Annotated in this window: 15 protein-coding genes and 1 CRISPR repeat array; of the genes, 6 read left to right on the top strand and 9 right to left on the bottom strand. The window is 63.9% G+C overall.

The window, feature by feature from the left end; all coding sequences use genetic code 11:
- Window position 1 precedes the first annotated feature (1 nt).
- A CRISPR array of direct repeats spans window positions 2-2713; the repeat unit is 27 nt; unit sequence TGCTCCCCGCGTGAGCGGGGATGAGCC.
- 69 nt (window positions 2714-2782) lie between these two features.
- On the bottom strand, window positions 2783-4441 hold the full coding sequence (locus tag HMPREF0307_RS10215; RefSeq protein ID WP_066492610.1) for an FAD-binding dehydrogenase: 1659 nt from the start codon (window positions 4439-4441) through the stop codon (window positions 2783-2785).
- A 115-nt stretch (window positions 4442-4556) separates the two neighbouring features.
- Window positions 4557-5528: an MDR family oxidoreductase gene (locus HMPREF0307_RS10210; RefSeq protein WP_066492609.1), complete on the bottom strand. Its 972-nt coding sequence runs from the start codon at window positions 5526-5528 to the stop codon at window positions 4557-4559.
- Between the two features lie 116 nt (window positions 5529-5644).
- Between HMPREF0307_RS10210 and HMPREF0307_RS13025 the strand changes: the two genes are divergently transcribed.
- Window positions 5645-6226, top strand: coding sequence for a VanZ family protein (locus HMPREF0307_RS13025; RefSeq protein ID WP_156435933.1), 582 nt, complete (start codon window positions 5645-5647; stop codon window positions 6224-6226).
- A gap of 17 nt (window positions 6227-6243) precedes the next feature.
- Here the strand turns inward: HMPREF0307_RS13025 and HMPREF0307_RS13465 are convergent, their stop codons facing one another.
- The 4 genes from HMPREF0307_RS13465 to HMPREF0307_RS10190 form a co-directional block, all read right to left on the bottom strand.
- Entirely contained in the window at window positions 6244-6372 is a 129-nt protein-coding gene (locus HMPREF0307_RS13465) for a hypothetical protein (protein ID WP_255356881.1), read from the bottom strand.
- Window positions 6373-6631: 259 nt separating this feature from the next.
- Window positions 6632-8092, bottom strand: a complete 1461-nt coding sequence (locus HMPREF0307_RS10200; protein WP_066492606.1) for a hypothetical protein — start codon at window positions 8090-8092, stop codon at window positions 6632-6634.
- Window positions 8093-8101: 9 nt separating this feature from the next.
- On the bottom strand, window positions 8102-8701 hold the full coding sequence (locus HMPREF0307_RS10195) for a response regulator (RefSeq protein ID WP_066492603.1): 600 nt from the start codon (window positions 8699-8701) through the stop codon (window positions 8102-8104).
- Window positions 8698-9852 (bottom strand): sensor histidine kinase, encoded by a 1155-nt coding sequence (locus HMPREF0307_RS10190; protein WP_231725158.1) that lies wholly within the window; start codon window positions 9850-9852, stop codon window positions 8698-8700. Before HMPREF0307_RS10190 ends, HMPREF0307_RS10195 begins: the two co-directional genes overlap by 4 nt.
- 111 nt (window positions 9853-9963) lie before the next feature.
- Between HMPREF0307_RS10190 and HMPREF0307_RS10185 the strand changes: the two genes are divergently transcribed.
- From HMPREF0307_RS10185 to HMPREF0307_RS10175, 3 genes are all read left to right on the top strand, one after another.
- Window positions 9964-10914: an ABC transporter permease gene (locus HMPREF0307_RS10185; protein WP_066492601.1), complete on the top strand. Its 951-nt coding sequence runs from the start codon at window positions 9964-9966 to the stop codon at window positions 10912-10914.
- Between the two features lies 1 nt (window position 10915).
- Window positions 10916-11590 (top strand): ABC transporter ATP-binding protein, encoded by a 675-nt coding sequence (locus tag HMPREF0307_RS10180; protein ID WP_066492599.1) that lies wholly within the window; start codon window positions 10916-10918, stop codon window positions 11588-11590.
- A 395-nt stretch (window positions 11591-11985) separates the two neighbouring features.
- Complete coding sequence (locus HMPREF0307_RS10175) at window positions 11986-12735, top strand: YwaF family protein (protein ID WP_231725157.1); 750 nt, start codon at window positions 11986-11988, stop codon at window positions 12733-12735.
- Here HMPREF0307_RS10175 and HMPREF0307_RS10170 read toward each other — a convergent pair.
- Window positions 12716-14341 carry a bifunctional ADP-dependent NAD(P)H-hydrate dehydratase/NAD(P)H-hydrate epimerase gene (locus HMPREF0307_RS10170; RefSeq protein ID WP_066492597.1) on the bottom strand — a complete coding sequence of 542 codons (1626 nt, stop codon included), beginning with the start codon at window positions 14339-14341 and terminating at the stop codon, window positions 12716-12718. The genes HMPREF0307_RS10175 and HMPREF0307_RS10170 overlap by 20 nt on opposite strands.
- Window positions 14342-15219: 878 nt before the next feature.
- On the opposite strand from HMPREF0307_RS10170, the gene HMPREF0307_RS10165 reads away from it, so the two are divergent.
- Entirely contained in the window at window positions 15220-20307 is a 5088-nt protein-coding gene (locus HMPREF0307_RS10165; protein WP_066492596.1) for a G5 domain-containing protein, read from the top strand.
- A 323-nt stretch (window positions 20308-20630) separates the two neighbouring features.
- Here the strand turns inward: HMPREF0307_RS10165 and HMPREF0307_RS13365 are convergent, their stop codons facing one another.
- Together HMPREF0307_RS13365 and HMPREF0307_RS10155 are read right to left on the bottom strand one after the other, a co-directional pair.
- Window positions 20631-20906, bottom strand: coding sequence for an SOS response-associated peptidase family protein (locus HMPREF0307_RS13365; protein WP_231725163.1), 276 nt, complete (start codon window positions 20904-20906; stop codon window positions 20631-20633).
- A 418-nt stretch (window positions 20907-21324) separates the two neighbouring features.
- Window positions 21325-22146, bottom strand: a complete 822-nt coding sequence (locus tag HMPREF0307_RS10155) for an Fpg/Nei family DNA glycosylase (RefSeq protein WP_066492592.1) — start codon at window positions 22144-22146, stop codon at window positions 21325-21327.
- 553 nt (window positions 22147-22699) lie between these two features.
- On the opposite strand from HMPREF0307_RS10155, the gene HMPREF0307_RS10150 reads away from it, so the two are divergent.
- Complete coding sequence (locus HMPREF0307_RS10150) at window positions 22700-24196, top strand: DUF1846 domain-containing protein (protein WP_066492588.1); 1497 nt, start codon at window positions 22700-22702, stop codon at window positions 24194-24196.
- The last annotated feature ends 14 nt before the right edge of the window (window positions 24197-24210 follow it).

The following is a 24210-nucleotide window of genomic DNA, read 5'->3' as shown; positions in this document are numbered from 1 at the left end:
GTGCTCCCCGCGTGAGCGGGGATGAGCCGTCTGCGATGCCGGTTGAAACGTCTCCGAGTTCGTGCTCCCCGCGTGAGCGGGGATGAGCCCATTTTGTGGGGCTTGAGTTTCCTGACGAATAGGTGCTCCCCGCGTGAGCGGGGATGAGCCCTCGATTTTTTGGCCTGCACGCCCCGGGGTGTAGTGCTCCCCGCGTGAGCGGGGATGAGCCCCCCTTGGGGACTGGCATAGTTGTCATGCGTGCGTGCTCCCCGCGTGAGCGGGGATGAGCCGTCACCACCGATGATGTGGAGAAAGCCGCGACGGTGCTCCCCGCGTGAGCGGGGATGAGCCCGACTGTGGCCTTGGTAGCTGCAGCGGCTTCGTGTGCTCCCCGCGTGAGCGGGGATGAGCCCTAGTTGACGCTTGATCTCCTCCAGCGCGGCGAGTGCTCCCCGCGTGAGCGGGGATGAGCCGACTGCACCGCTTCGCTGGCACCGTCGAGCTCCGTGCTCCCCGCGTGAGCGGGGATGAGCCCCTGGGCGGGTTGCTTACGACCATTACGCCCCAGTGCTCCCCGCGTGAGCGGGGATGAGCCCGGCGTAAGCGTTGACACGGTACAGGTTCAGATGTGCTCCCCGCGTGAGCGGGGATGAGCCCGAGTGGATGGATCGCGAGGACGCGGCTAACGCCGTGCTCCCCGCGTGAGCGGGGATGAGCCCATCGGTGCTCGATCAGGCCCGCGACATGCACGGTGCTCCCCGCGTGAGCGGGGATGAGCCCCACGGGCGGCACGGGCTCCCCCGCGCGGATCGGTGCTCCCCGCGTGAGCGGGGATGAGCCTACACCGTGCGGGGTGGCAATGAGCCAGATCGAGTGCTCCCCGCGTGAGCGGGGATGAGCCGGCGATTTCATGCCTAGGCCATACCGCCGCGCGGTGCTCCCCGCGTGAGCGGGGATGAGCCGAAGCTGCTTCGCGAGAACACCGCAGACTGGGTGTGCTCCCCGCGTGAGCGGGGATGAGCCGATGCGCTGCCACGTCACGTCGTTGATGTAGAAGTGCTCCCCGCGTGAGCGGGGATGAGCCGAAAGCCGCCGACGCCGCGAACTCATTAGCGAAGTGCTCCCCGCGTGAGCGGGGATGAGCCGGTCGAGCTGGGAGAAGTCGAGTACGGTCTCGAGTGCTCCCCGCGTGAGCGGGGATGAGCCTTCCCATCGTGAGAACAGCACCAAACATGACTAGTGCTCCCCGCGTGAGCGGGGATGAGCCTCTCAGTGAGACGTGAGACTTCAGTAAGTGCACGTGCTCCCCGCGTGAGCGGGGATGAGCCCTGGAGGTTTAATCATGGGTTACTTTGAACCGTGTGCTCCCCGCGTGAGCGGGGATGAGCCCTTGCCATTGAGATCGGGAACGCCCTCGATAGCGTGCTCCCCGCGTGAGCGGGGATGAGCCCCAATTGTTTGTGTTCAGCTTCTTCAAGGACGGGTGCTCCCCGCGTGAGCGGGGATGAGCCCTACATGGCGCTTGTTACGTGGTCGGCGATGTTGTGCTCCCCGCGTGAGCGGGGATGAGCCCTGGGAGCGACGGCTAGGCGAGTTGTCTAACCGGTGCTCCCCGCGTGAGCGGGGATGAGCCCGTCGTGCCCTTGTTTTTCCCGTCAAGTCGGCAGTGCTCCCCGCGTGAGCGGGGATGAGCCCGGCTAAGGACGCGGATTACCTTGAGCGCACACGTGCTCCCCGCGTGAGCGGGGATGAGCCGTGACGATGGATACCGACCCGGCGGTCGCGACGGTGCTCCCCGCGTGAGCGGGGATGAGCCCGTACCGGGTTGAACCGCCAGCAAGGCCCAGTAGTGCTCCCCGCGTGAGCGGGGATGAGCCTCCGGGTGAGCACATGACGCAGGGGGTGGGGTTGTGCTCCCCGCGTGAGCGGGGATGAGCCGTCGCCACCCGTATCTATACGCATATATCCACCGTGCTCCCCGCGTGAGCGGGGATGAGCCCCGTCGCGGGCACCTACGACTTCGCAGGTGTCGGTGCTCCCCGCGTGAGCGGGGATGAGCCGATCTCCGCTACAAGCTCATTGAGTTTCACGAGGTGCTCCCCGCGTGAGCGGGGATGAGCCGGGATACCGCCGCTTCGAGCGATCATGCGCCAAGTGCTCCCCGCGTGAGCGGGGATGAGCCCCCCACTCTCACCCTTGACCAAATCCGTGAGCTGTGCTCCCCGCGTGAGCGGGGATGAGCCCGTGGCGAGGACGATAGCGAGCATGAGGACGAAGTGCTCCCCGCGTGAGCGGGGATGAGCCGGCGTTATACGGTGCTAGGGGTAAGTGAGCTTAGTGCTCCCCGCGTGAGCGGGGATGAGCCGTGGCCAGGAAAGTACCGCGCGAGGCTATAACCGTGCTCCCCGCGTGAGCGGGGATGAGCCCCATGCCCCGGACGGTCGCCCGTGAGCTGCGGCGTGCTCCCCGCGTGAGCGGGGATGAGCCCACTGTTAGCTGCTCGAACGTGAGGTAGTTGTGGTGCTCCCCGCGTGAGCGGGGATGAGCCCCGCTCAACTTATCGGCGTCTCAAAATCAGCGCGTGCTCCCCGCGTGAGCGGGGATGAGCCCGTAGCCGGATCGCCCTCAGCGGAACGCTCACTGTGCTCCCCGCGTGAGCGGGGATGAGCCTGCGCCCACCGGCTGCTTCCACTCCGGGACCGCGTGCTCCCCGCGTGAGCGGGGATGAGCCCCTTGCCAACCGCCTTATGAAAAGAAACCTTGGGAACTTCCCACATGCGCGGCGATAATGGTGCTCCGCCTACAGCGCCGCCAACGCCTCGCCCACGCGCTTGCCGGAGTGGATGCAGCCGCCCAGGAACGTGCCTTCCAGCGCGTTCTTGCCGTGCATGCCACCACCGCCGAAGCCGGCGGCCTCACCGCAGGCGTAGAGCCCCTCGAGCACGGTGCCGTCAGCGTGGAGGCAGCGGCCGGAAAGGTCGGTTTCGATGCCGCCCAGCGTCTTGCGGGTGAGCACCTTGAGGCGCACGGCGATAAGTGGGCCCTTGGATTCGTCGAGCAGCCGGTGCGGTGGGGCGGTGCGCACAATCTTATCGCCCAAGAATGCGCGCGCGATGCGGATGTAGTTGACCTGCGCGTCTTTGCTAAACGGGTTGTCCAGCTGCGAGTCGCGGTCTTCGATGAGGGTGCGCAGGGAGTCGAGTTCAATGCGCTCGTTGCCAGCGACCTTGTTCATGCCGTCGACGAGCTTGTCCAAGCTGTCAGCGACGACCCAGTCGATGCCATGATCCATGAACGCCTGAATCGCCACGTGCGTGCCGGGACCCAGCTTGCCGGCGAGCTTCCTGAATTCCTTGTCCGTGAGATCCGGGTTTTGCTCTGAGCCGGAGAAGATGAACTCTTTATCCGCGATGGCCTGGTTGAGCACGAACCAGGAATAGCCGTGGCCGGTGCGGCCGATATGCGCGAGCGCGGCCAGGTTGTCGGAGCCAGGGAATAGGTTGGTGGGCAGGCGCTTGCCCTCCGCGTCGAGCCACAGGCTGGACGGTCCCGGGATAATGCGGATGCCGTGGCCGGGCCAGATGGGATCCCAGTTGGTCATGCCTTCCGGGTAGTGCCACATGCGGTCCGTGTTGACCAGGTGGGCACCGGCCGCAGCCGCGATGTCGATGCCCCGGCCATCCACGTGCGCCGGCACGCCGGTGACCATGTCTTCCGGACACGGTCCCCAGCGATCCTCCGGCCACATTTCGCGGACCTTGGCCAAGTTGCCGCCGATGCCCCCAGTCGCCACCACGGTGGCGATCCCGCGGACTTCAAAGGTGTCGACCACCTCGCGCGAGGAGGCGACGCCACGATCCGCGTCCGAGGGCGCGAGCACGCTGCCACGCACGCCGGTGACGCGACCGTTTTCCACGATGAGCTCGTCCACGCGGTGGCGGAAGCAGAAACGTACGCGGCCCTGCTTTTCGGCCTCGAGGAGTGGCTCGCGGAAGACGCGCACGACCTCCGGGCCAGTGCCCCACGTGAGGTGAAAACGCGGGGCCGAGTTGCCGTGTCCCGACGCATCGCCGGAGCCGCGCTCCGCCCAGCCGATGGTGGGCAGCACGTTAAGTCCCAGTGCCTTCAAGTAGTCGCGCTTCTCATTCGCGGCGAAGCGCACGTACTCGCGGCCCCACGCGCGTGGCCACGTATCGTGCTCCGCGTCGTCGTAGTCCGCGGAATTCTGCCAGTCGCGCCAGGCAAGCTCTTCCGAGTCGTGGACACGCATGAGCTTCTGCTCCGGGGAGTCCACATAGAAGAGCCCGCCCAGCGACCAGAACGCCTGACCGCCCAGGTTGGCGCGGTTTTCCTGTTCTAGGATGATGACGTGCTTGCCGCCTTTGATGGCCTCATAGGCCGCGACGAGACCCGCCAGCCCCGCGCCGACGATGATGGCAGATTCTTGCTTGTGACTCATGGCACAAAGCTAGCACGCACGTCCGAATCCGCGCGGCTATTCGACCACGGATCCGCCACCCCGGCGGATCTTTGTCAGAATAGAGGGGTCTATTCTAACAATCCCCAGGTCGCGGTTACTCGGCGATGGTAACCACCGTGCGGCCGTGGTGGTTGCCCGCGAGGATCTCCTTGGCGGTTTCCGCGACATCGGCGAGCGCGACGGTCGTCGTGATGGAGCGCAGCAGCTCGAGGTCTAGGTGTTCGTCGAGCAGCTTCCAGGCCTCCTCGCGGCGGGGCAGCGGCGCGTCGACGGAGTTCACGCCGGCGAGCGTGACGTCGCGGAGAATGAAAGGCAGGACGGAGGCGGGCAGGTCGGGGCCTGCGGCCATACCGGTCGCGGCGACGACGCCGCCCCAAGTGATCTGGGCCAGAACGTTGGCGAGCACGGCGGAACCGGCGGTATCGACGGCACCGTCAAAGCGGGCTTTCTGCAGCGGGCGGCCGGGCACGGAAATTTCTGCGCGGTCGAGGATGTGGTCAGCGCCCAGCGTGTGCAGGTACTCGGATTCTGCGTCGACGCGGCCGGTGAGTGCGGTGACCTCGAAGCCGAGCGACTTGAGCAGCTGCACCGCGATGGAGCCCACGCCGCCGGTCGCACCGGTGACGAGGACGTGGCCCTCGGTGAGCCCATGACGGAGCAGGGCGTTGACGCAGAGGGCGGCGGTGTAACCGGCGGTGCCGATAGCGGCGGCATCGGAAGCCGAGAAGCGCGAGGGGACCGGGACGGTGGCCGCGGCCTTGACCTTCTGCTGGGTGGTGTAGCCGCCGTGGCGGAACTCGCCCAGGCCATCGCCGAAGGCGGCGACGAGGGTACCTTCCGGCAGTCGCGCGTCAGAGGACTCGGCCACGGTGCCGATGACGTCGATGCCCGGCACAAGCGGGTCGACGCGCATCACGCCCTTATTGCCGTCGAGAGCCATGGCGTCCTTGTAGTTGAGGGAGGAATAGGCGACATCCACGAGTATGTCGCCCTCGCCGAGCAGGGGCCCGTCAAGGAACTCGTGGGAAACTCCGGAATCGGTGCGGGTGACTTTGAGTGTGCTCATGGGCACAAGCCTACGCGTCTGTGGCGTGCGGCTCGTGGGGAATTGGCAGGGATGGGCAGGTGACATTCAGCTCGTACCCCGGAGAGCTGACAGGCGGGAGGCTTAGGTTGTCCTTTATGACAGTGACAGCGACGAAGAGCCCGGCCCCCGCGCGACACCGTTCCGTGAGCGACCACCTCACGGTGCGCCGCGACGCGCGCCCGGTAAGTCTGCTTGTGCTCGCTGTGACCGCAGTGGCGACGGTGGGCAAGCCCTTCATCGAGATCCCCGGCATTATCAACGCCTCGGCCCACCGGGTGCGGTCGGTGAATCTCGACCTCTTCCACGAGTGGGTCGCTGGGACCACCATTTGGTACGGCAAGTACACCAATACCTTTGGCAATATCGCGCTGTTTATTCCGGTGGGGCTCGTGCTCGTGGCGCTCGCGGCGACGGCGGTGCGCGGTCGCGCGAGCCGCCTGAGCCTGTGGCTGCGCGCCGTGGTTATCGCGGCGGGGCTCTCGGTGGGCATCGAGGGACGCAGTATATCTTTGCGCTGGGCTACAGCGATGTGGACGACGTGCTCTTCAATACCGCGGGCGCGGCAATGGGCGCGTGCGCGATGCTGCGCCTTGACCACGAGCGCCAAACCAAGCTGCTGTGGCGCCTGGGCTTCCTCGCTGCGGCGCTGCTCGTCATCGTGGTCTGTGGGCTGGTGACCGGAATAATCGGATAGTTACGTGATGACCTCGAGGCTGCGCAATGCGGGCTCGAAGGCCTGCCACGGCGTGCCCTCGATTCGTACGGGCGAGACGTCCGCGAGCTCGTTGAAGCCTAGCCCCTCAACGTCGCGCCCAAACCCCACCAAAACTCTGGAATCCCGTACACAATTCCGAATTCTGGGTGGGGTTTGGGCGCCGCTTCGGCGGTTTCTGCGGTGGTTTCAGGCGCGGGCCCTGAAGTGTTTTCTGGGGAGTCCGCGCTGAGGAAGTAGGAGGCCACGAGGCCGGTTACGGCGACGACGGTGAGGACCAGGATGATGAGGACGCGGGGTTGAGCGAGCTGGAGCGGTGCCGAGGGGGAAAAGATGGAGAAGGAGAGGCCGGGGGAGACCTTTCGGGGAGCTAAAAGGGGCGAGTTTGATCGTCGTCGAAGTCGTCGGGCAAGCCGTAGTTCTCTTCGTCGAGAGTGAAGAAATCGTGCAGCGTATCCATGTCGAGGTCGTGATGAGTGGGCTCGGTGAGAGGGGTAGGGCGCGTGTCGAGCAGGTGCGTGATGCCGGCTTCCTCGTTGAGCAGGCCCTTGTATTCGATGATGCCGCGCAGGTTGTGCAGCTGCCAGCCCACCATGCCGCGGCCGGCCTCGGTGAGCCGGAGCGGATCGTCCGGGGCGAGGATGCCGAGCATCTGATAGAGACGAATGGTGCGGTGCACGTTATCGGGGCCCTCGGGGCCGACCTTGGTGGGCACGCCGCTCAGCGGCAGCGGCTCGCCGCGGATGAGCAGGCAGAACAGGAGAGCGGTGCTCACTAAGTCACTGTCGTCATCGCAGAAGGGGAGCATGGTGAAGTAGTCCTCGCCCACCAGACCCGGGTCGCTCAACAGCCGGTTGGTCTTCTCCGCGAGGTTCATGCGTGAGGAGGTCTCCTCGATGTAGTCCATGAACACGAGGAAGTCGTGGAGAATTCCAATGGGCGGCACGGAGGATTCGCGGGAGGCGGTAGCCGCGCCGGGCCAGAAGGCCGCAACGTCGAGCTCTTCGATCAACCGCTTGACCAGCGCGGGACGGAACGCGCCGGTGGAGGTGAGGCGCAGCTCCGAGGTGAGCGTGCGCAGGATGCCGGTAAGGCGGGTACCGAGGGTGCGCGCGGCGGCATCGGAAAGCTGGGGCAGAGGAAAGTCGAGCTGGAGCTCGGGGAAGGAGTCGAGGAGAAACTCGCGCAGGCCGATGGGATCCTCGAGCCGCGCGGGCATGCGCGGGGTAAAGGGAGTGTCAAAGTCGAAGCCCTCGGGCATGACGTCTTCAACCGAGCTGAGCTCCCGGAGACGATCCGCGATGGTGGGGTGGAAGCACTCCGTGAGCCGCTGGCGCAGCTGGTCGAGCGAGTAATTGGGGAAGATGGACTGGATGGCTTCCCACTGCGTCTGCGGGATGGGAATGCCCGCGAGCAGCTGGCGGACGTCCTCGAGCATGGAGCGCATGCGGTTGCCGTCGCCCACGGCGGTGACAAGATCCGGGCCCGTGGCGTCGATGAGCGTGGGCGTGGCTTGCTGCAGGCGGGTCTCCGAGAGGAACATGAGGTGGATATCCCAATCGCCGACGGAGGGGTGGTAGTCCACGCCAGTGCTGCGGTTCATGAGCGTGTGGAACGCGGGCTCATCGAGGACGTCGAGGATCTCAATGAGACGTTCGCCCACGTGGACATGCCCCGGAGGGGAAGGCTCTAGGCCCAGCGCGGCATGCGCGATGAGCGCGAGCTCGCCCACCGTCACGTCTGGGTCCACGCCCACGAGGCGGGAGACTTCAAGGTACTGCGAATCGAGCGAGATGAGCACGCACTGCGCGGGGTACAGGTCCTGATCCATAATGCGAGCCTAAAGCAGGCGGCGCTGCCTCGCCACCGTTACGGCGGCCGTGCGATTATCCACCCCCAACTTGTCATAAATGTGGATGAGGTGCGTCTTAATCGTCGCCTCGGAGACGAAGAATTGCTGCGCGAGCTCGCGGTTGCTCGCGCCCGTGGTCAGGCCTTCCAGAATCTCCCGCTCCCTTCGGCTCAGGGCCTCGCGCGGCTTTCCGATGCGCGCCGCCAGCAGCCCCGCCACCTCCGGCGCGAGCGTGCGTTGGCCCTTGGCTGTCGCCACGATGGCGTCGTGCAGCTTGTCCTCCGGTGCGTCCTTGAGCAGGTAGCCTAGGGCCCCGGCCTCCACGGCGGCGATGACGTCGCCCTCCGTGTCATACGTGGTGAGGATGAGGACGGGGACGTCTCCCGCGACCTTCTTGGTGAGCTCGATGCCGTCCGCGTTGGGCATTTGGATATCGCAGACGACGACGTCGACGGCGTTGGCGTCGACGTCCGCGGTGCCGTCCGTGCCCTCCGCGACGACCTCGAGGTCCTCGAAGGAATCCACGATGGCGCGCAGGCCCGCGCGGACCACCGGGTGGTCATCGATGAGCATGACGCGGATGGTCATTGGTTCTCCTTGAGCGGTAGTCGTACGGTGAGGGCGGTCCCGGTGCCTGGGCCAGGGCTAATTTCTAGGCGGCCGCCTAGTTCGGCGACGCGGGCGCGCAGTCCTGGTAACCCAAATCCCTTGTTGTTCGTCGTGGCGAAGCCACGACCGTCATCGACGACGTCGAGCGTCGCCGCATCTTCGAAGACTCCGAGGGTGACCACCGCGCGCCGGGCGTGGGCGTGCTTGGCGACGTTGCTCAGCCCCTCCCGGGCGGCGCGCTCGAGACAGGCGCTCACCTTGTCCGGCAGCTCTCTGGTGGTGTCACCGGTTTCGACGAGCTCGAAGTGGGTGTCTTCCTCGAGCGTGCGCGCCCGCTCGTTCTGTGCCTCGACGAGGGCCTCGAGCGCCGTGGTGAGTTGCGGCGGCGCAGCCAAGTCCTGCACCAGCTTCCGCGTCTCCTGGAGCGAGTCCTGGGCGACCGTCGCGATGGTTTTGAGGTGCCCCGAAGGATCCGCCGCGTTCTTCCCGGCGCGGGCCATGAGCACGATGGAGCCCAGACCTTGGGCCACCGTGTCGTGGATTTCACGCGAAAGCCGGGCGCGTTCTGCGAGCCGTCCGGCGAGGTTTTCGCTGCGTGCGAGCTCCTCCTGGGTCGCTCGCAGCTCCTCCGCGAGTGCGCGGTAGCGCAGCGCCTCGTCGCGCAGCGCCACGTACGCGTAGTAAAACGCGATGGCGAAGACGGTGCCGATGGCCGGACCCACCGCCGCCGCGATGGTCCACTGGTCTGGGTAGCGCCACGCCGGGATGAGCGCCGCGCCGGCCCAGAGACAGACTGTGGAGACGATCCCCGGCGCGCGTGGCAGTTCGTGGAGGAACAAGAAGAGCAGCGGAAACTCGAGCCACATGAAGTCCCGGGCGTGGACCATGAGCCCAATCCACAGGATCGTGATGAGCGCGAGCCACCAGTATGCGGCGCGCCGGGTGGGTGGGCGCTTGACGGTGCCCCATACGTAGACGAGTCCCAGCGCGATGGCGAGGCCGCAGACCCGCGCATCCAGGTCACCGTCCCCGGCAGCGCGCACGACGCCGAAGGCGAGCAGCAGCGCGAACATGGTGTGCAGCCCCACGCGCAAGCTGCCCAGCACTGTGCTCAAGTTGATAGATCTCACGTCCCTCAACGCTAGCGTGCCCGCGGCGGACGCGGAATCAACCGACCGGTTGATTCCGAAATCAACGCCGCTCCCGATGTATCCGTTGCCGCTGCGCAGGAGGATAAAAGTATGTTCCTTGCACTTCGTGAATTACGCGCCGCCCGTGGCCGCGTGACGCTCATGGGTGGCACCGTGGCCCTCATTACGCTGCTGCTCATCATGCTCACCGGCTTAACCGGCGGCCTGTCCAAAGAAAATACCTCCGCCCTCGACTCCCTCGACCCGGCTCACCTCGTGTTCTCCACCGAGGAACCCTCCTTCATGGAGTCCACGTACTCCGGCCCACTGCCCGCCCTCGGCGTGGCGCAGACCAAGCTCGACTCCACCGGTGTCGCCGTCTTTGGTCTGCCTGCGGACTTCTCCTCGCCTGTCGGTTCGATCCCCTCCGACGGCCTTCTGGTCCCTGAATCCCTCGGCCTTGCTGCGGGCGATACCGTGACGCTCGGCGGCGTGGCCACCACCGTTGCCGGCGTCGTGGACGAGCTCGACTACTCCCACCAGCCTGTGGTTTGGGCGCCCACCGAATTGTGGCAGGCTGCAGCCCACACGGATGCTGACGGCACCGTCGGGCTGTCCACCGACGGCGCCGAGGGCGTGTCCATCCGCGACGCTTACTCCGGCCTGCCGTCCTACTCCTCGGAGAACGGCTCGCTGCTCACCATGCAAGGCTTCCTCTACGCCATCTCCGCCCTGGTCACCATCGCCTTCTTGAGCGTGTGGACCATCCAGCGCACGCGCGACCTCGCCGTCCTCCGCGCCCTCGGCGCCAGCTCCCGTTACGTGCTCCGCGACTCCCTCGGCCAGGCCGCGATGTTGCTTGCTGGCGGCGTCCTCGTGGGCGGCCTGCTCGGCATCGGCCTCGGCACCCTGGCCGCCGGCGTATTGCCTTTCGACCTGGGCTGGCGCACCCTCGCTGTCCCTCCCGCCGGCGTCTGGCTGCTCGGCATCGCCGGCGCCTTCATCGCGACCCGCCGTGTCGCCCACACCGATCCACTCATCGCACTAGGAGGAAAGGCCTAACATGCTTTCGCTTAACGATGTCTCCGTCATCTTCCCCGACGGCGACCACACCCTTACCGCCCTCGATTCCGCCTCGCTCACCGTAAACCCCGGTCAGCTCGCCGCGATTACCGGCGAGTCGGGCTCCGGCAAGTCCACGTTGCTCAACGTCGCCGCCGGGCTTATCGCCCCGACCTCCGGCTCTATCCAGGTCGCCGGGCACGAACTCGCTGGTCTCGACGATGAGACCCGCGCTCGCGTCCGCCGCGAGAACATTGGCATGGTCTTCCAACAGCCCAATCTCCTGGGCTCGCTCACCGCGCGCGAGCAGCTCCTCATCGTCGACCATCTCCGCGGCGTGCGCCCCCGCAAGGACCGCGCGGACGAGCTCCTCTCCTTCGTCGGCCTCGCTGACCTGGGCCACCGCCGCATGGAGCGTCTTTCCGGCGGCCAGCGTCAGCGCGTCAACATCGCGCGTGCGCTCATGGCGGATCCGGCTGTCCTGCTCTGCGATGAGCCGACCTCCGCCCTGGACTCGCAGCTCACGTCTGAGGTTGTTGACCTCCTCCGCCGCGCCACCGCCGAGTGGGACACCGCGACCGTGGTCGTCACCCACGACCTTTCCGTCGCCGCCGCGGCCGACGCACACTGGGAGGTTCGCGACGGTCACGTAGGACTGCTTTCTCGGGCAGCGTAGGTCCTGCATTTTTAGCCGACGAAGCACAAGATTTGGGGCCACAATGACGGCTTAATCGGCTAGAAAATCCTTCCGGTTGCCGGCCTACGCGGGTGCAGTTACGGTGAAAGCACATCTCGGGGGAAATGGGGAACCAATGCGTGAACCGTTGAAGGGGACGAGTCGCCAACTGTCAGCCATGGCGCAACGCGGCGAGGCGGTGAAGATCATGAACGGCCTTTATCGGCCATCGCTCAGGGAACAGCAGACTACGTGGTCCCGCCGTGGAGGTGGCACACGTACTTTCGTGACCGCGGCCAAAGCATTTGTGGCCGAGAAACATGCCGTGAAATCCCACAAGCTAAGGCTTCGTTGGCTAGAAATTTCTCGCTCGTTCGGTACCCTCATATCCCGTTATGCCTCGACCCCGCTTTCGCCGTCTCACAACTCGCCTCGTCGAGGGGCTTATCGATCGCCCCACCGCGACCACGTATGAGCGCATGCCACAGTTCGGCCGCGCGCACTGGGCCATGCTGGGCACGACGGCCGCCACGTGTACTGGGTTCATCAGCGGTGCGCGCCGACTTCGAGGGACACGCCATGAGAAGAGAGCCAGGCAGGCGTGGGGCTGGACGCACCTGGCCCTCGGCACGGCGTGGACGGCGGCGTCCCTTGACCCCAAGCAATTCGATATTCGCGAGTCCTTGCCGCTCCATTTGTGCGACGTCCTGCGTCCGGTGCTCGCACTAGGACTTATTACAGGAAACGATAAAGCGCTCGCGCTCACGTACTACTGGGGCCTCCTGCTCAACCCGCAGGCTATCCTCACACCCGACGTCATCTACTACTACGAACCGCGGGCCCTGCGCTTTGCGACGTATTGGTTCTTCCATATCACGGCGCTTGCCACGCCACTCGCGCTGAGTTTCGGACTGGGCTATCGTCCCACGTGGCGCGATTACCGCTTCGCTGTTGCCGTCACGCCTGCGTGGATGGCCACGGCTATGACCACGAACGCGCTGACCCGTGGCAACTATGGATTCCTCAATCACGCGCCGGGTAGTCCGTCCGTCATCAATCTGCTAGGGCCCTGGCCCGGCTACATCGGTGCGGAAATCGTGGGCGTCGCCGCGGCGTGGGCCGCACTCACCGCCGCGTGGCGGTAAGACGTGCGATGGCGGTGGGGATGGACCGCGCGATTTCCGATGCCGTCGTCGGCGCCAATCCTTCCGGTGTCGCCGCCGCAATGGCTGCGGCGTGAGCATGGATGGCGACTGCCTCGCCGAGGGCATCGATCACTGCGAGTGCGCGGTCCTCGGGACGCGTGTGTTCGAGATTGGCGTGCGCGAGCCAGGCGCCGATGATGCCCGCGAGCACGTCGCCGCTGCCCGGGGTCGCCGCGTAGGAATTACCTGCGTCGACGGCGAGCAGCATGCGCGGGTAGCCCGCGAGGATGGTCTTGCGTCCCTTGAGCAACACAAAGCAACTGAGTTCCTCGGCAAGTTGCTGTGCCAGGACGGCGCGGCCGCGCGAGGGCTCGTAGGAGCCGAAGATGGCGGAGTAGATGCGTTCGAACTCACCGGCATGCGGCGTAAGCACGACGAGCGGGTGATTGCGCACGGCCTTCCGCACGGCCTTATTGTCGGCCAGGACGGTGAGCGCGTCCGCGTCGAGGACCGTGGGCTGGCCCTTCATGAGCACCTGGAGGATCTCCGCCGCGCATTTTAGGCCACGGCCAGGGCCCACAACCCAAGCTTGAGCGCGGCCCGCGGAGGCGACATCCTCGTGGTAGACAACCTCGGGGTGGGCGTGGACGACGTCGCGGCGGCCGATGATGCGCACCATGGATGGCGTGGCCCGCAGTGCACCGCTTGCGCAGAGGATTCCCGCACCCGCATAGGACTTGGAGCCGGCGCACAGGGCGACGACCCCGCCGGAGTACTTGTCATCCGCTGGCCCCGGAGTCGGGTCGTGGATGTCGTGGAAGGACGCGGCAGGCCGCAAGCGCAGCGTGCCTTCTTCTGTATCAATGTGGCCCGCCGCGGTATCGGTGCGGGCGTTTTCTAGGGCCTCGTTCCACGTGAAACGCGGTGGCAGGGACTGCTCGGCGGCGAGTATGCCTGATGCGATGCGCGTGGTGAGTTCCCAACTGCGGTGGAGGAGCTCCTCGCTGAAGCTATACGGGGCGCCGCGCGGCGTGAGATCGGCAATGACGATCTCGCCGCACTCGGGCGCGAGCGCATGAGCGGGGCGAAGACCACCGAAGGTAATGGTGGCATCGGCATGCACGCACGGGCTTGCCGCGACACCGGTCTCGGCGTTGATGCCGCTGGGAACGTCGACAGACAGGATGTGCTTGGCCTGGCGGAAGAGGTCATCGTGCGCGGCGCTGATGGCGCGGCCGGCGCCGAGACCCGCGACTGCGTCGATGATGAGGGCGTACGAGGCGACCGACTCATAGTCCGGCTCCTCCCGCACGGAGCCGCCCGCCAGCTTGAAGGCCTCGAGCGCCGGGGCGTGCGCGGCATTGGCTGCGAGCACCGCGTCGACGGAATACCCCGCGCCCAGCAGGAACGCGCCCGCGTACAGGCCGTCCCCGCCGTTGCCGCCGGGGCCGGCGACGACGAGGATGGGCGCGCCGGGGCTCACCATCTGGACGGCTGCGCGGGCGACAGCATGCGCGGCCAGGCGCATGAGTTGCTCGGGCGCGGTGGCGGCGAGCAATGCCTTTTCGGCCGCACGGACAGTGGGGACTGAGTAGTACGACTCCATGTGCCCCAGAATAGCCCGGATTTTCCCAGCTGGCAGCGCAAAAATTCATCAAGTATGCCTTTTGACCGTCATAGCGGAAGGCATACAAAAAGACGCACCCATCTCGGCCGACGCGCGGGCTGCATGGCTCTCGACTTCCATGCGCTCCGGCGCGTCGACTGAGATGGTGCGCGCCTGTCTTCCAACAGCTTAAAGGTAGAGGGACGAGCTGTATACGCGAGATGATTTCGATTCCATAACAATGGCGAAGGGGCAGCGTATGCGCCCGATTGTTGACAACGTCCCGTACTTTTGGGGGCATTCAAAGGCGATGGAGTATCCAAACGTACAGCGTGCGGCCGCGCAAATTTCACCGAGCTTCTACAGTTCACACGGGTTGCGACGTCGGCGGCTAGCTATGCGAGTGAAATGGACGCATCCACCGATACTTTAAGAGAACTTCCACAACCTATTAGCTTTCGTCGGGGAAAGGCTGCGAAGTATGTTCCTCCCAATCGCTTCGCCGAGTGCGATCGTGACAGCGTTCCCTTCTGCTGGGCCAAGAGCGTCAACGTGGTGTGGAACCATTCTATTCCCCGCGCGAGTAGCGCTCCGCTACGGTCCAACCCTTAACACCCCCTCAAAGGATTTCTAAGCCCGCACCTCAGGGGCCGCCCCCCTTTCTTGCGTCGTAGAACCCGGCCGACGCTGGACTTTATAGCTTTTGGCGCACAATCCCCATTGTTTATTTACCCTGGAAGGAGTATGATTTAAAGGTATTCTAAGGAGATTTTGCACCCCAAGCGAGTCCACGCTACGGATGCGGATTTGGCCTTAGGCATCCCCGACCGTTCGTTTCCACGCAGCGGGATATCACAGTTTTACGGAAGGATCGAGGAATGAACTCCTCTCAGAACAGGGTTTCGCGGCGGCACCCTCGCACTGGCGTTGCCGCACTGTCCGCCATCACTCTCGCGCTGGGTTCGCTCAGCATTTTCTCTTACAGCGACCTCACCCCTGAGGCCACCGCTGCCACACTGAGCGGCGGCATTCGGGACAAGTCCGGAGCGGTAGAGAAGGACGCACAACAGGCGTCCGACCTGCCGGCCGGTTCGTGTGTTGTTGAAGAGTCAGACACCCCTGACCACAGCCAGGCTGGTTTCACCTGGAAGACCTCGGAGCCAGGTGCGGACAGTCCTGACAAGACCCGGTGGGGTTTGAGTATTTCCTTTGATAACTCGAAGGATCGCACGTTCGCGGATTGGGGCTTTACTAATTCTGGCCGCATGCCCCTGAATCGCGGTGAGGTGCTATCCATGGAAGTCGGTCAAACCTTCCTCGGCGAGAACGTCACCCATAAGGCCGACGAGAACATCAAGATTACTGCTTCTGGTCCGCAACGAAACGTGAACCTCGAAGCAGAGCTGACCGATGAGAAGGTCAAGCAGTTCGCTTCGGCCACTGCCGATAACCCTGTACGTTACGCCTGGCAGGGCAACTACACGAAAGACCAAACTTCCGGCCCTCAGGTTACCAAGGGAGGCAGCGCGCAATTCAGTGCTGTTATCAACCCGTGGCCGAGCGAGAACATCGAATGTAACCCGATCACGGTGTCGTGGGAGACTTTCGAGAAGCATGTGATCGTCCCTGGTGAGGAAACCAAGGTCGGTAAGATCAACGTTCCCGCTGTGCAGAACGGTGGTACGGACGACTCGATGTCCCGCATGGTCGTGGAGGCCTACGACGGCAACGGCAAGTTCATCGGCACCTCTGACGTAGCTGCTTCGGGCGGCACACAGATGTTGCGTATTGATGACAACGGCGATATCTATTTCACCTGGCCTGAGTACCGTGGTACGGACCAGGCGACCGACAAGAACGTGAACTTCTCCGTTCTGGCGAAGCCACGTACCGTGGATCAGCTCCAGGCTGCTGGTGAAAACAACAATGAATTCGGCAATACCCAAGTCTTCGACAGCTCTAACTCGCTGACTCGCTATAACAAGGCGAACGTCATCGACTCCAAAGCGTTCTCTCTGGATGACACCGAGTATCACAACCCGCAGTACGACAAGACGGATGCCTCGATCATCTCGGGTGTCGATAGCGCAACCGGCCCACTGGCTACCGAGCCGCAGAAGGTCACTTTCACCCAGGTCCCAGACCTGATTAAGGACCTAGCGAAGAAGAAGGGCGACGGCGGTTTCGAGGCCAAAGTCACGCTCGACGAGAAGTACGTCTACGAGGGCTGGACCGTCGAGATGGACGAGGACTACAACGTCACCGTCACTGCCCCAGAAAACCCGAAGCCGGGCACTTTCGCGCGCCCGAAGGTTATTGTTGAGTACTCCAACGGTTCCACTGATGAGCTCGAGTTGCTCGTCGTGGTCGACCCGAACAACACCCAGGTCACTGACCTGGTGCGCCCCGGCCTCACGAAGGGCAAGATTGGCCAAGATTTGACCGCCCAGGTGGGCACCAAGTCCATCATGAAGGGCCACAAGCCAGTTCACCCAGCCAAGTTCGAGGTCGACCCGTCCACTGTGCCTGAAGGCTGGACCGTCACCGTCGATGAGACCGGCAAGGTCACCGCGAAGGCAGACGATACCGTCGCACCGGGCACCATCATTACTCCGAAGGTGAAGGCTACTTACCCGGACCAGACCACGGATGAGATTGAGGTCCAGTTCCAGGCGATCGTGGACATCAAGATCCCCGATTACGACACGGTGACTGATAGACCCGGACACAAGGTCACCCTGACGCCGACGCTTCCCGAGCGTGGCCTGAGTGGCAACACGACCGATGAAGCCCCGAAGCGCTACACCTTCGAGGACGGCAAGACGGAGTTCACCTACACTGACGATAGCGGTACGTGGACCGTCAAGATCGACGAGACCACTGGCGAGATCACCACTGCGATCCCGCGGACAGCACCCGAGGGCTACATCTTGAACGTTCCGGTGCTCGCATACTACGACAACGCCGACAAGCCGCAGCAGGTCAAGGGCACCGTCGTTGTGCTCAAGAGCGATATTGCTCCGACCTACGACGTCAAGGTCACCGGCCCGAACAAAGCTGTGGATCACCAGGTCCAGGACGCTCCGAAGGGGTCGAAGTTCTCCTTCGGCGTTGACGACAATGACGAGCCAATCACCGAGCAGGAGGTTGACGGCTGGAATTACAAGGTCGACCCGAACACCGGTGTAGTCACTTCCACCCCGCCGGCACACGCTAAGCCGGGTGACCAGAGCACCGTCACCGTCACTGTTACAGCTCCGGACGGCTCGACCCCGAAGGTGCCCGTCACCACCGTCGTGAAACTGACCAACAATTGGGAGGCGGAGCCGTCTTACCCGGTTGAGACCGTGTACCCGGGTGAAACCGCAAAGCTGCCGTTGAACCTCGACAAGCCGGACAATGTCAGCGTCGCTAAGGAAAACCCTTACAAGCTGGGTACACTCCCGGCGGGTTGGACGGCCACCATTGACGACAATGGTGAGATCACTGCAACCGCACCGGCGGATGCGAAGCCGGGTGACCAAGTCAAAATTCCGGTCACCGTGACCTACGAGGACGGGTCTGAGGACACCGCATACGCTGTGGTCAACGTTGTCGACGTTCCGACGCGTGAGGTGTCATTCAAGGTCGAGTACAAATATGACAACACCATCCCTGCAGGGACCTACAAGGTCGAGACCGAGGGCGAGCCGGGCTCCGAGAAGATGCACAAGGACGGTACCTGGGAGCGGACTAAGGCGCCGGTCAACGAGGTCGTTGTCGTTGGCACTAAGCCTGCGGAGAGCGCCAAGGACGTGACCTGGAAGGTTCCGATCCCGTACCCGACCGAGGTTCGCGAGAACCCGGACCTGGCACCTGGTGAAACCAGGGTCGTCCAGGAGGGCGAAAACGGCGAGAAGACCTACACCGCTAAGTTCACCGCCAAGGGTGACAAGGCTGAGGTAGCCGAGGAGAAGACCACGAAGGAACCTGTTACTCGCATTGTTGAGTATGGTCCCGGCGTGGAGCCATCGGAACTAGTGACCAAGACCGAGAAGCCAATTCCGTTTGAGACTGAAATTGTCTTCGACAACACCCTGGAAAAGGGTACTCAGGTCGTCGATCAGGAAGGGCAGCTCGGAACCGAGGTCGAAACTTCGACGCAGAAGATTGTGGACGGCAAGCCGTCCGGCGATCCTAAGGTGACTAATGAGCGCACCAAGGAGCCGGTCAAGCAGGTTATCCGTGTTGGCACGAAGACCACCGGTGAGACCACCGAGACCGTGGAATCTGAAATCCCGTTCGGTGTGAAGGTCGAGTTTGATCCGAACATGCCGGCTGGCACGTCTGAGACTGTCACCGAGGGCAAGCCAGGCAAGAAGAAGGTGACGATCAAGCGTGACATCATCAACTCCAAGCCGGGCGACCCGCAGATCACTGAGGAAATCACCGAGGAGCCGGTGGATCAGGTGATCAAGGTCGGCACCAAGCCATCCGAGGTCTCCAAGAAGGTCACCTGGACTGCCCAGGTGCCGTTTGAAGTTGAAACCCGTCCGAACCCGGAGCTCAAGCCGGGTGAGATCAAGGTCGTCCAGAAGGGCGAGCCTGGCGAGAAGACCTACACCGCGGACTTCACCGCTAAGGGCGACCAGGCAACTGTGACCCCTGAGGAGAAGCAGACCAAGGACCCGGTCAACGAGATCATCGAGTACGGCCCGGGCGCCGAGGATTCTGAGGTCATCACCAAGATTGAGAAGCCGGTTCCGTTCGAGACGAAGATCGTCTTCGACCCGAACCTGAAGGCCGGCGAGCAGGTCGTCGACCAGCAGGGCGAGTTGGGTACCGAGGTTGTCACCTCCACCCAGAAGATCGTGGATGGCAAGCCGTCCGGCGAGCCGTCCGTGACTACTGAGCGCACCAAGGAGCCGACCAACGCGGTCATCCGCGTGGGCACCAAGGTCGACCCTGCCTCTACCGAGGTCAAGTGGACTGAGAAGACCCCATTTGAGACCGAGATCCGCGTCAACCCGAATTTGCAGCCGGGCGAGCAAAAGGTCATCCAGGAGGGCACCCCGGGCGAGATCGAGCACACCGTCACGGTGACCGTTAACAACGGCGAGGTCAAGAAGGACGAGTCCACGTCCGAGATCAGCACGCCGTCGCCACGAATCATCGAGGTCGGTCCTGCCGAAAGCAAGACTGAGTTGACGGATACGCACACGGAAGAAATTCCGTACGACACGCTGATTGAATACGACCCGAACCTCGAAGCGGGCGAGGTCGTCGAGGATCAAGCGGGGAAGAAGGGCTCGAAGGAGATCACCAAGACCTGGAAGCTGGAGAACGGCGTACCGGTCGGCGATCCGGAAACCTCCGAGACCATCACGCAGGGAAAGCAGGATCGTAAGATCCGTGTGGGCACCAAGTGCAACTGCGACAAGCCGACGGACCCAAGCGAGCCGTCCACGCCGGGTGAGAAGCCGAGTGAGCCGTCTACTCCGGGTGAGAAGCCGAGTGAGCCGTCTACTCCGGGTGAGAAGCCGAGTGAGCCGTCCACTCCGAGTGAGAAGCCGAGTGAGCCGTCTACCCCGAGTGAGAAGCCGAGCGAGCCAGGTAAGCCGGGCAAGCCGGGTGAGCCGGGTAAGCCGGGTAAGCCGGGTGAGCCGGGTAAGCCGGGTAAGCCAGGTGAGCCGGGTAAGCCGGGTAAGCCAGGTGAGCCGGGCAAGCCGGGCAAGCCGGGTGAGCCAGGTGAGCCGGGCAAGCCAGGCGAGTCCGAGAAGCCGAGCGAGCAGCCAGCCGCTCCGGGCAACTCGGGTGGCAGCTCCGGCGGCTCCGGCCAACAGGGCAGCCAGCCGGAGCAGGCGGAGTCCAGCAGCCAGTCCGCACTGGCACGCACCGGCGCAAACGTCGCTATTCCGGTAGGGATCGCAGCACTGCTGATCCTCGTCGGAACGGCATTGATGACTCTGCGCAAGCGCCAGGACTAAACAGCGCACCCAGGGCCAGCGCTGAGGCCACCCGACCTCAACACTGACCCAACATAGAAGCGGCGGGAGCCGCGGGGACCACCCCGCGCCCCGCCGCTTCCGCATTCCCACCCCACAAGAAACGCACTATTCCCCAGCTCCCCGCCGCGGCTTCCGGGCATACGAACCCCGGCTTCGCCCCACCCTCAACCCCAGTGCATCGGACTACCGCCCCATCAAATGCGGACCGTTGTTAGCCACGTTGCCGCCCACCTTATCCGCCTTCTCGCTCACCAGGCCACCCAACCTGTGCCCGGGCGGCCCTACTGCCATCTCCCGCAAAGTCACTTCATTACCCTCAAGCCAGCGGCACATCTAATCGACCGCGTGGCTCGAACCATCAGCGCTCCCCGCACCACGGCCTCCCCAACCCTTTCTCCCGACACCAGCACCCGCGGCATCCGGTGATGCAACCACTTCATTTCCGGGGCGGCCGCCGTGGTCACCATCGTCGCGTACACCACCCCATTTACCGCCTTACACAGCCCAGCAATAAAAATCGGCCTCCACCGGCGTACATGAACCAGGGCTGCTTCCGCTGGTCCCCGGCGCGGGGTCATCATCGGCCGTCCACTCGTACCAACCTTCCGTGATGAACACACACGGCTCCGACCCTGCGAAGGTTGGCTTGTCGAAAGCCGTCTCACCGTGGGCTTTGAAGACAGTCTTCGGCGGTTAGCCCCACACCGCCGGCCCGAGGGTCGGAACCCCACGAAACGGCCGCAGCACCGGCATCGTATGAGTGGGCGCGATGTTGTAATTCTCCTGCGGCGCCTTCCCGGCCACCGCGACCCGCTGCTGCCCGGTGCGGCGTCGCATGGCGCCCCGAGCTATTCGGGCGTGCTGAAAAGGACATCACGGCCACACACGGGACCCATTATTCCCAAAAGATGAGAGACTGGAGTCATGTCGACTAGCACCTACCTCGCCTGGCCCGACTTTTAACAGCTGGGCGCGGACAAACGTGCGTGGAGTCGTTTACGCTGATTGCCTTGGCTGGCACGTGGGGCACCAGAAAAGGTTGCGCCCCTCCATGGTCTGTTCGTGGATGGGGGAGCCGCACACGTAGCAGGCCATGCCTTCGCGGCGGTAGACGTAGACCTCGCCGCCGTGGTCGTCCTTGCGCGGCGGGCGGCCCATGGCCTCCGGCGTGTGCTCGGGACGGACCGTGTCGATACGGGCGTCGCGCACGCCAATCCGCATGAGTGTCACGAGGTCGTCCCACAGGGCGTCGAATTCTGCGCGCGTGAGCTCCTTGCCCGGCGTGAACGGTGAGATGCCCTGGCGGAAGAGGACCTCCGCACGGTAGATATTGCCCACCCCGGCAAAGAGGTGTTGGTCCATGAGCAACGAGCCTACGGAACGTGCGGAGCGGTGCACCTTGGTCCAGAGAAACTCTGGGTCGGCGTCCTCGCGCACGGGATCTTGGCCGATCTTCTTCAGCGCGGCGTCGTATTCAGCGTCGGTGATGAGTCGGCACCATTGCGGACCGCGCAGGTTCGTGGCCAACGTCTCATTGCTGATATGCAGGCGGATGTGTCCCCAGTCATCCTCGGGGGCTTCGAAGTAGAGCTTGCCGATGAGGCCTAAGTGGATATGGACGGTGTGCTCCGGCGAGGGGGCGTCGAAGTGAATGAAGAGGTGCTTGCCACGGGCCTCTGCGAAGTCGATGGTCGTGCCGTCGAGAAGTGCGGCCTCAGCGGCGAAGCGTCCTTGCGGGCTCGTGACGCTCAGCGGGCCGGTGCGCAGCTCTGCGTTGAGGCGGTTCGCGAGATGATGGATGAGGTGACCTTCGGGCATGATGTTTATCGTAGTCACGGGATGGAAAGCAAGACTTGCTTACCGTACTTTCCTGGTATCACCATGCGCTCCCATCTCTTGGCCGAAGCAAAGCGAGTGAAAAATACGGGCAACAAGCCGCCCGCGACGCGGTGTGATGTAATTCATAATATGGTGTTTCGTTCATAAGTTGACGCCGTTAACGCAGTTCACGCGGAGAGTATGTTTCTATCGTTTACATGAGATGGCGACATATCAACAAAATGCTGAGGAGATTTCGCTTTTCTCGTGCATAATCATGATTAGTCACCTGAGTGACAGCCTGGGAATGGCTTTAAACTTCACCACTGTAAGAGAACCAGAGGAAGCGCCCTCGTTGCCACCCCTACACTTTTTGGCAGCGCCGAGGCGCTTCCTCCTTTCTTGTCTGGCGGCGAAATCATGCGGTTGAACTGGGCTTTCAAAAAGGAAACGCGGACGGGTGTAAGCTTTTCGTGCGGAATGTTAGACGTCCCAGACCCGCGGCAACGCGGTGTTTGATGGACCCCTCGAGCGCCCCGGAAGGCACCACTACATGACGCACGCTATCGGCTTTGACCGCGAGAAATACATCGAGCTCCAGTCCGAACACATCAACGCCCGCCGCGAACAGATTGGCGGCAAGCTCTACCTAGAGATGGGTGGCAAACTCTTCGACGATATGCACGCTTCCCGCGTCCTGCCCGGTTTCACCCCGGACAACAAGATTGCGATGTTGGAGCGCATCAAGGACGACGTCGAAATCCTCGTGTGCATCAACGCCAAGGACATCCAGCGCCAGAAGGTCCGTGCGGATCTGGGCATCCTGTACGAGGACGACGTTCTGCGCCTCATCGACGTCTTCCGCGGCCGCGGCTTCCTTGTCCAGAACGTCGTCATGACGCAGCTCGAAGACGGCAACAAGATGGCGGAGGCGTTCATCGATCGCCTCGAGCGCTTGGGGCTTACGGTCTCGCGCCACCGCGTCATCCCGGGCTACCCGGCGGACTTCGACCTCGTCGTCTCGGACGAGGGGTTCGGCCGCAACGAGTTCGCGCCTACCACTCGCGATCTTGTCGTTGTCACCGCCCCGGGCCCCGGCTCCGGCAAGCTTGCTACCGCGATGAGCCAGGTCTATCACGAGATCCGGGGCGGCGTGAAGGCCGGTTACGCGAAGTTTGAGACCTTCCCCATCTGGAACCTGCCGCTCGAGCACCCCGTCAACCTCGCGTACGAGGCCGCAACGGTCGATCTCAACGACGCGAATATCATCGACCACTTCCACCTCACTGCCCATGGCGAGTCCACGGTCAATTACAACCGCGACGTCGAGGCCTTCCCGCTGCTCAAGACCATGCTGGAGAAGCTCACCGGCGGCACGCCCTACCAGTCGCCCACGGACATGGGCGTCAATATGGCCGGCTTCTGTATCACGGACGACGAGGTCTGCCGCGCCGCCTCGCAGCAGGAGATCATCCGCCGCTACTTCAAGGCGCTCGTCGAGGAAGCCCGCCTGGGCCTCGACACCACGATGTCGGATCGCGCCGCCGTCGTCATGGCGAAGGCTGGCATCAAGGCCACCGACCGTCCCGTCGTGGCCCCGGCCCGCGCCAAGGCCGAGGAGACCGGCGAGCCCGCTGCCACCATCGAGCTTGCCGATGCCACCATCATCACCGGCCGCACGAGCGAACTGCTCGGCTGTTCCTCGTCCATGCTGCTTAACGCGCTTAAGCACCTTGCAGGCATCGATGATGACATCCACCTGCTCTCGCCGGAGTCCATCGAGCCGATTCAGACGCTGAAGACGAAGCACCTGGGCTCACGCAACCCGCGCCTGCACACGGACGAGGTGCTCATCGCCCTGTCTGTGTCGGCCGCCAAGGACGAGCACGCGCGCCTGGCACTCGAGCAGCTCAAGAACCTCGAGGGCTGTGACGTCCACACGACGACCATCCTGGGTTCCGTTGACGAGGGCATCTTCCGCAACCTCGGCGTGCTCGTCACCTCGGACCCGGTCTTCGCGCGTAAGTCCGCGCTCTACCAGAAGCGCTAAATTCTGGAATCTGC

Source organism: Corynebacterium sp. DNF00584, from assembly GCF_001552965.1.
Classification (GTDB): Bacteria; Actinomycetota; Actinomycetes; order Mycobacteriales; family Mycobacteriaceae; genus Corynebacterium; species Corynebacterium phoceense.
This window is presented reverse-complemented; position numbering and strand designations above follow the sequence as displayed.

Bases quoted from the DNA above. Each gene is read 5' to 3' on its own strand.
- HMPREF0307_RS10150 (WP_066492588.1), top strand. From the start codon at position 22,700: ATGACGCACGCTATCGGCTTTGACCGCGAGAAATACATCGAGCTCCAG.
- HMPREF0307_RS10155 (WP_066492592.1), bottom strand. From the start codon at position 22,146: ATGCCCGAAGGTCACCTCATCCATCATCTCGCGAACCGCCTCAACGCA.
- HMPREF0307_RS10215 (WP_066492610.1), bottom strand. From the start codon at position 4,441: ATGAGTCACAAGCAAGAATCTGCCATCATCGTCGGCGCGGGGCTGGCG.
- HMPREF0307_RS10185 (WP_066492601.1), top strand. From the start codon at position 9,964: ATGTTCCTTGCACTTCGTGAATTACGCGCCGCCCGTGGCCGCGTGACG.
- HMPREF0307_RS10200 (WP_066492606.1), bottom strand. From the start codon at position 8,092: ATGGATCAGGACCTGTACCCCGCGCAGTGCGTGCTCATCTCGCTCGAT.
- HMPREF0307_RS10180 (WP_066492599.1), top strand. From the start codon at position 10,916: ATGCTTTCGCTTAACGATGTCTCCGTCATCTTCCCCGACGGCGACCAC.
- HMPREF0307_RS13025 (WP_156435933.1), top strand. From the start codon at position 5,645: ATGACAGTGACAGCGACGAAGAGCCCGGCCCCCGCGCGACACCGTTCC.
- HMPREF0307_RS13365 (WP_231725163.1), bottom strand. From the start codon at position 20,906: ATGACCCCGCGCCGGGGACCAGCGGAAGCAGCCCTGGTTCATGTACGC.
- HMPREF0307_RS10210 (WP_066492609.1), bottom strand. From the start codon at position 5,528: ATGAGCACACTCAAAGTCACCCGCACCGATTCCGGAGTTTCCCACGAG.
- HMPREF0307_RS10175 (WP_231725157.1), top strand. From the start codon at position 11,986: ATGCCTCGACCCCGCTTTCGCCGTCTCACAACTCGCCTCGTCGAGGGG.
- HMPREF0307_RS10165 (WP_066492596.1), top strand. From the start codon at position 15,220: ATGAACTCCTCTCAGAACAGGGTTTCGCGGCGGCACCCTCGCACTGGC.
- HMPREF0307_RS10195 (WP_066492603.1), bottom strand. From the start codon at position 8,701: ATGACCATCCGCGTCATGCTCATCGATGACCACCCGGTGGTCCGCGCG.
- HMPREF0307_RS10170 (WP_066492597.1), bottom strand. From the start codon at position 14,341: ATGGAGTCGTACTACTCAGTCCCCACTGTCCGTGCGGCCGAAAAGGCA.